General features: G+C 60.2%; 6 protein-coding genes. 3 read left to right on the top strand and 3 right to left on the bottom strand.

Annotated elements, in window-relative coordinates; translation table 11 throughout:
* Window positions 1-284 precede the first annotated feature (284 nt).
* The 3 genes from QMX88_RS28285 to QMX88_RS28275 all read right to left on the bottom strand — a co-directional run bounded on the left by QMX88_RS28285 (window position 285) and on the right by QMX88_RS28275 (window position 3606).
* On the bottom strand, window positions 285-695 hold the full coding sequence (locus QMX88_RS28285) for a PA2817 family protein (protein ID WP_133776461.1): 411 nt from the start codon (window positions 693-695) through the stop codon (window positions 285-287).
* A 64-nt stretch (window positions 696-759) separates the two neighbouring features.
* The gene (locus tag QMX88_RS28280; RefSeq protein ID WP_192172749.1) at window positions 760-963 is read right to left on the bottom strand and encodes a hypothetical protein; all 204 of its coding nucleotides are present in this window, start codon (window positions 961-963) and stop codon (window positions 760-762) included.
* Between the two features lie 198 nt (window positions 964-1161).
* Window positions 1162-3606 (bottom strand): acyl-CoA dehydrogenase, encoded by a 2445-nt coding sequence (locus QMX88_RS28275; protein WP_282373552.1) that lies wholly within the window; start codon window positions 3604-3606, stop codon window positions 1162-1164.
* 213 nt (window positions 3607-3819) lie between these two features.
* Here QMX88_RS28275 and QMX88_RS28270 point away from each other — a divergent pair, with 213 nt between their 5' ends.
* From QMX88_RS28270 to QMX88_RS28260, 3 genes are all read left to right on the top strand, one after another.
* Entirely contained in the window at window positions 3820-4443 is a 624-nt protein-coding gene (locus QMX88_RS28270) for a glutathione S-transferase family protein (protein WP_282373551.1), read from the top strand.
* Between the two features lie 219 nt (window positions 4444-4662).
* Entirely contained in the window at window positions 4663-5595 is a 933-nt protein-coding gene (locus QMX88_RS28265) for an ABC transporter ATP-binding protein (protein ID WP_282373550.1), read from the top strand.
* Complete coding sequence (locus tag QMX88_RS28260; RefSeq protein WP_065993104.1) at window positions 5592-6371, top strand: ABC transporter permease; 780 nt, start codon at window positions 5592-5594, stop codon at window positions 6369-6371. Before QMX88_RS28265 ends, QMX88_RS28260 begins: the two co-directional genes overlap by 4 nt.
* Window positions 6372-6500: the final 129 nt, after the last annotated feature.

The following is a 6500-nucleotide window of genomic DNA, read 5'->3' as shown; positions in this document are numbered from 1 at the left end:
ACTTGGGTGCAGGCTGAACGCAGGTTTCGCGGAGTGGGCCGAGCCGCATGGATGCGGCGAGAGCGCCGTCAGGACATGGATGTCCGTTCGGCGCGGGCCCACGGAGCGGGACCGGAGTGAAGGAACCCCGACGGAGGAGGGGCCAAACCGAGAGCAAGCACCCTTGGTTACTTGGGGATGGTGCGACTTTCGACTTTTCCAAGTAACTCGCCGAAGGCGAAACAGTCCGCCCCCAGGCGGACGCTCTTGATGTTGATCTTGATCTTGATCCGGATAACCTCAGATCAATGCTTGGACTCAGACTGCGACATCGCCAACAACTGCTTTTCCTGATTCCAGTCAAACGGCTCCTCGTTCTCCATCGCCTCAAACCGACGCTCCTCCAGCGCCGTATACAAATCAATCTCATCGTCCGGCATGAAATGCAGACAATCGCCCGCGAAAAACCACAACAAATCCCGCGGCACCAAATGAGCAATCTGCGGATAGCGCTGAATCACCTGACACAACAAATCCTGCCCCAGATACTGACTCTCGATCGGATCAGCCGGCAACAGCGTCAGCAACTCATCGTAACGCTCCAGAAACAGCGCATGACTTTCCTCGGGGACCTGCTCGGCCTCTCCCAGCGCGACCAGGATGCCGCGCAAATGCAACAGCAGATTCATGATGTGGTCGAGATTGGCGTCGGCCATGATGAAGCCCTCAGAGACAAAAACAGGCGCGGGAGTATAGAGGCCCCCGCCGCCTGCGGCTATCTCAATGCCACAACCCGGCCAGATACCGATGGCCTGCTTCGGTAAGCGCGAGATGAGCATAGGTACGGTCAGGACTGGGCAGACGAGTGACGAAGCCCATCATCAGCAGGGTTTGCAGGGTTTGTGTCGGCTTGCCTCTGTAATGATCCTCCCCCGAGGCAATTTCAGAGAGCAGGCAGCGATGAGTCAGGCGTTGGTTAATCATGATGCGTCCCCTTGGGTTTTTGTTGTTGTTACCAAGGAGTGTAGGACAATTCGCTAGAGCGGTGTATGTAGACGTAAGTCGTGGGCAGCAACTGCAGGAGCGATTCCCATGCTCGCGGATGACGGCGTGTCAGCTAAGGTGCATGTTGCTGACCCACCGCAATCGCGAGCAAGCTCACTCCTACAGGGTACGTCGTTGTTAGCGGGTTTTGCCTTCAGTGGCGACCAGCGCTTCCTTGTCGAAATCATCCACATCGATCACCTTGCGTCGCGCCGCCTCTGCAGCGCGCAAGGTTTCCGCTTCCGCCGCCTGCAGCACGCCTGCGTTGAGCGCGGCGTCGATCAGATGCTCGCCACCCGCCGGTTTGACCTGGCCGCTTTTCACCGCGTGATGAAGTTTGCTGCGGATCGCCTTGGCGCCGCCGAGCAAGTCGCTGGCGTGCTGCAATGCGCCGACCGGATCCTCTGCGTCGGTCGGGCGATAGCAACCGGCAAGCACCGATTCCAGCGCTGGGTCTCCCTTGGCACGGCCAAGGATCTCCGCGACCTGCGCATCGAGCCTGTCCGACGGCCCTTTGTGACGACGACCGAACGGGAACACGATCACCCGCAGCAGCCCGCCGAGAATGCGGTTCGGGAAGTTACTGAGCAATTCGTCCAGCGCGCGTTCCGACTCACCCAGCGCTTCTTCCATGGACCAGCAAAACAACGGCGCCAGCGCTTCGGGATAATCCAGATCGTGGTAACGCTTGAGCGCGGCGGACGCCAGGTACATGTGGCTCAGCACATCACCCAGTCGCGCCGACAGACGCTCGCGGCGTTTCAGCTCGCCGCCCAGCAGCATCATGCTCAGGTCCGCCAACATCGCGAACGCAGCAGCCTGCCGGTTCAGCGCGCGGAAATAACCCTGGCTCAGGCCATCACCCGGCACGCTTTCGAAATGCCCCAGCCCCAGATTCAGCACCAGCGTGCTGGCCGCGTTGCGCACGGCGAAGCCGATGTGCTGCATGAGCAGGCCGTCGAATTCCACCACCGCCCGATCGTGATCCTTACGGCCGGCGAGGGCCATTTCCTTCAGCACGAACGGATGGCAGCGAATCGCGCCCTGACCGAAGATCATCAGGTTGCGCGACAGAATGTTCGCGCCTTCCACGGTGATGAAGATCGGCGCGCCTTGCCATGAGCGACCGAGGTAGTTGTTCGGGCCCATGATGATGCCCTTGCCGCCGTGCACATCCATCGCGTGGGTGATGCATTCGCGACCACGCTCGGTCAGGTGGTATTTCAGGATCGCCGATAGCACCGAAGGCTTCTCGCCCAGGTCCACCGCGTTGGCGGTCAGAATGCGCGCGCTGTCCATCAGCCAGGCGTTGCCACCGATGCGCGCTAGGGATTCCTGAATCCCTTCGAACGCTGCCAGCGGTACGTTGAACTGCTCGCGCACCTGGGTGTACTGCCCGGTAACGAGGCTGGTGAACTTCGCAGCGCCGGTACCGACCGCCGGCAGGGAAATCGAACGGCCGACCGACAGACAATTCATCAGCATCATCCAGCCTTTGCCGAGCATGTCCTGGCCGCCGATCAGGTATTCCAGCGGAATGAACACGTCCTTGCCGGAGTTCGGACCGTTCATGAAAGCCGCGCCCAGTGGCACATGACGGCGACCGATTTCCACACCGGCGGTGTCGGTTGGAATCAGCGCCAGGCTGATGCCCAGGTCTGTCTCGTCACCGAGCAAATGCTCAGGGTCGTAGGCCTTGAACGCGAGGCCGAGCAGGGTGGCGACGGGACCGAGGGTGATGTAGCGCTTTTCCCAATTCAGGCGCAGACCAATGACTTCCTCACCTTCCCACTGGCCCTTGCAGATGATCCCGGTGTCAGGCATCGCCCCTGCGTCGGAGCCGGCCAGCGGGCCGGTCAGTGCGAAGCACGGGATCTCGTCGCCTCGCGCCAGGCGCGGCAAGTAATGATTGCGCTGCTCGTCGGTGCCGTAATGCAGCAGCAGTTCCGCCGGGCCCAGTGAGTTAGGCACCATCACGGTCGAGGCCAGATCGCCGCTGCGGGTCGCCAACTTCATCGCCACTTGCGAGTGGGCGTAGGCCGAGAAGCCTTTACCGCCGTATTCCTTGGGAATGATCAGCGCGAAGAAACCATGCTCCTTTATATGCGCCCAGGCTTCCGGCGGCAGGTCCATGGCCTGACCGATCTCCCAGTCGCTGACCATGGCACACAGTGCTTCGGTCGGGCCGTCGAGGAACGCCTGCTCTTCATCGGTCAGCTTGCTTTTCGGGTAGCTGAGCAGGGTGTTCCAGTCCGGACGTCCGCTGAACAGCTCGCCATCCCACCACACCGTGCCGGCGTCGATGGCGTCACGCTCGGTGGCGGACATCGGCGGCAGCACTTTCTGAAACCACGAGAACATCGGCGCACTGAAGTGTTTGCGGCGCAGGTCCGGCAGCGCCAGCATCAGCGCGACGCCAATCCACAACACCCACGGGATGATCATCCAGCCGTGGGCATGGCTGAACGCGCCCATCGCGAGCAGGTACACCGCGACGATGCCCAGGGCGGGGAAGGGCGCAACTCGCCGATGGGCCAGCCAGGCCACGCCGACCACCAACACTACGATCCACAGCAACAACATAAACAGCCCTCCATGATGACGGTGCGATAAGCGCAACCGGCTGCGCAGTCGACCGCTCTGGCCCGCGCTTCGATAGTGACCCCGTGCTATCAAGGGAGTTCGGGGGCTGGCCGATGCACAGGAAGTTGTGGCTCGAACACCCGCATCCCGGAGTAGACTGTGGCCCGCCGCAAACGCCACTCATCGCTCGTTGACCACACGGAGAATGACAACATGTTGAAGATCTGGGGCCGCAAGAACTCGTCCAATGTGCGCAAGGCATTGTGGATCGCCGAGGAACTGGGACTGGAATACGAGTCGCTGAATGCCGGCGGCGCCTTTGGTGTCAACGATCAGCCCGAGTACCTGGCGAAGAACCCCAATGGTGTGGTGCCGATGATTGAAGACGGCGAGTTCGTGCTGTGGGAATCCAACACCATCGTCCGTTATCTGGCGGCTCAATACGCGCCGGATCCTGCTTTCTATCCCGCCAGCCCCAAGGCGCGCGCTCAGGCGGAGAAGTGGATGGACTGGACTACGTCGACGCTGGCCGGCCCTTTCCGCCCGGTGTTCTGGGGCGTAGTACGCACGCCGGCCGACAAACAGGACTGGACGCAGATCAACGCGGCCAAAGCTGAAGTCGAGCGCCTGCTGGTCATCGTCGACGCAGCACTGGCGCATCAGCCGTACCTCTCAGGCGACGAATTCGGCGTGGGCGACATTCCCCTCGGCTGCTTCGCTTATCCCTGGTTCGAAATGCCGATTGAACGTCGCGAGCTGCCCCACCTCAAAGCCTGGTACGAGCGTTTGCAACAGCGTCCGGCGTATCGAAAGGCCGTCATGACCGCGCTGACCTGAGTTCAGCCCGTGTCGAGTTAATACTGACTATCAATCGATGTCGCTGTACTTGGGCGGCATCGGCACGCAACATTGCGGCCACTGCGTTTGTAGCCTTGTGTTGCGCCTGATATTCCAGCTGCGCAGCACGGTAAATTTCAGCGTCCCTGTGAGCCCGGCAACTGCACGTTCGTATTCGTTTATCTTCCCTTTTCATTTTTTATTGGTGTGTGTTCAGTCATGAGTTCAGCTCTGTCCATCCGGCAGCTAACCAAGACCTACGGCAACGGTTTCCAGGCCCTCAAGGGCATTGATCTGGACGTCGCCGAGGGTGATTTCTTCGCATTGCTCGGCCCCAACGGCGCCGGCAAATCCACCACCATCGGGATCATCTCGACCCTGGTCAACAAAACCAGCGGCACGGTGAACATCTTCGGCCACGACCTCGATACCAATCCGGCGCAACTCAAGCGCTCGATCGGTGTGGTGCCGCAGGAATTCAATTTCAATCAGTTCGAGAAGACTTTCGACATCGTCGTGACTCAGGCGGGCTATTACGGCATTCCGCCGAAGATCGCCAAAGAGCGCGCCGAGCAGTACCTGACCCAGCTTGGGTTGTGGGACAAGCGCGACTCGCCGTCACGTTCGTTGTCCGGCGGCATGAAACGCCGACTGATGATTGCCCGCGCACTGATTCATGAGCCGCGTTTGTTGATCCTCGACGAGCCTACTGCCGGCGTTGATATCGAGCTGCGACGTTCGATGTGGACCTTCCTCACCGAGCTGAACGAGAAGGGCATCACCATCATCCTCACCACGCATTATCTGGAGGAGGCTGAGCAGCTGTGCCGCAACATCGGCATCATCGATCACGGCACGATCATCGAAAACACCAGCATGAAGACCCTGCTCAACAAGCTGCACGTCGAGACCTTCCTGCTCGACCTGCGCGATCCGCTGCAGGCCGCGCCTCAGCTCAACGGTTATCCGGTGAAACGGGTGGATAGTCAGACGCTTGAAGTGCAGGTCGACAAGACCATCGGCATCACGTCGCTGTTCAGCCAGCTGTCGCTGCAGAACATTCAGGTGCTGAGCCTGCGCAATAAAACCAATCGCCTTGAGGAGTTGTTCGTGGGTCTGGTCGAGAAGAATCTGGCGAAGGTGGCGATATGAGCTCGGAGCTGCGTCCCAACCTGATCGCCCTGAACACCATCGTTTACCGTGAGGTCCGGCGCTTCATGCGGATCTGGCCGCAGACCCTGCTGCCGCCGGCGATCACCATGGTTCTGTACTTCGTGATCTTCGGCAACCTGATCGGTCGGCAGATCGGCGACATGGGTGGCTTCACCTACATGCAGTACATCGTGCCTGGCCTGATCATGATGTCGGTGATCACCAACTCCTACGGCAACGTCGTCTCGAGCTTCTTCGGCGCCAAGTTCCAGCGTTCGGTCGAAGAGCTGATGGTTTCGCCGGTGTCGCCCCACACCATTCTGATCGGCTACACCATAGGCGGTGTACTGCGCGGGCTGGCGGTGGGGGTGATCGTCACGATGCTGTCGATGTTCTTCACCGACCTGCAGGTGCATCACCTGGGGATCACCATCATTGTGGTGCTGCTGACCGCGACAATCTTTTCGCTGCTGGGCTTCATCAACGCTGTGTTTGCGCGCAATTTCGATGATATCTCGATCATCCCGACCTTTGTGCTGACGCCGTTGACCTACCTGGGCGGGGTGTTCTATTCGATTAACCTGCTGCCGCCGTTCTGGCAAACCGTGTCGCTGGCCAACCCGGTGCTGCACATGGTCAACGCCTTCCGCTTCGGCATCCTCGGGGTGTCGGACATCAAGATCAGCATCGCCCTGGCGTTCATGGTCGTTGCGACCATCGTGCTGTACCTGGGCTGCGCGCGACTCCTGGTGAGCGGACGCGGGATGCGTCAGTAACAGATTTAGGACGATCTTGTGAAATAGCGGCGGACTCGATCATGAGTCCGCCGCATTCTTATGTGAGAGCGAGCTTGCTCGCGAAGACTCCATTACACGCGCTGAATGGGTAGCGGATGTACTGACCTC

This window comes from Pseudomonas sp. PS02290, assembly GCF_029960075.1.
In the GTDB taxonomy this organism is placed as follows: domain Bacteria; phylum Pseudomonadota; class Gammaproteobacteria; order Pseudomonadales; family Pseudomonadaceae; genus Aquipseudomonas.
Note: the sequence above shows the minus strand (reverse complement) of the source record. Positions and strands in the feature narration are given on the sequence as shown.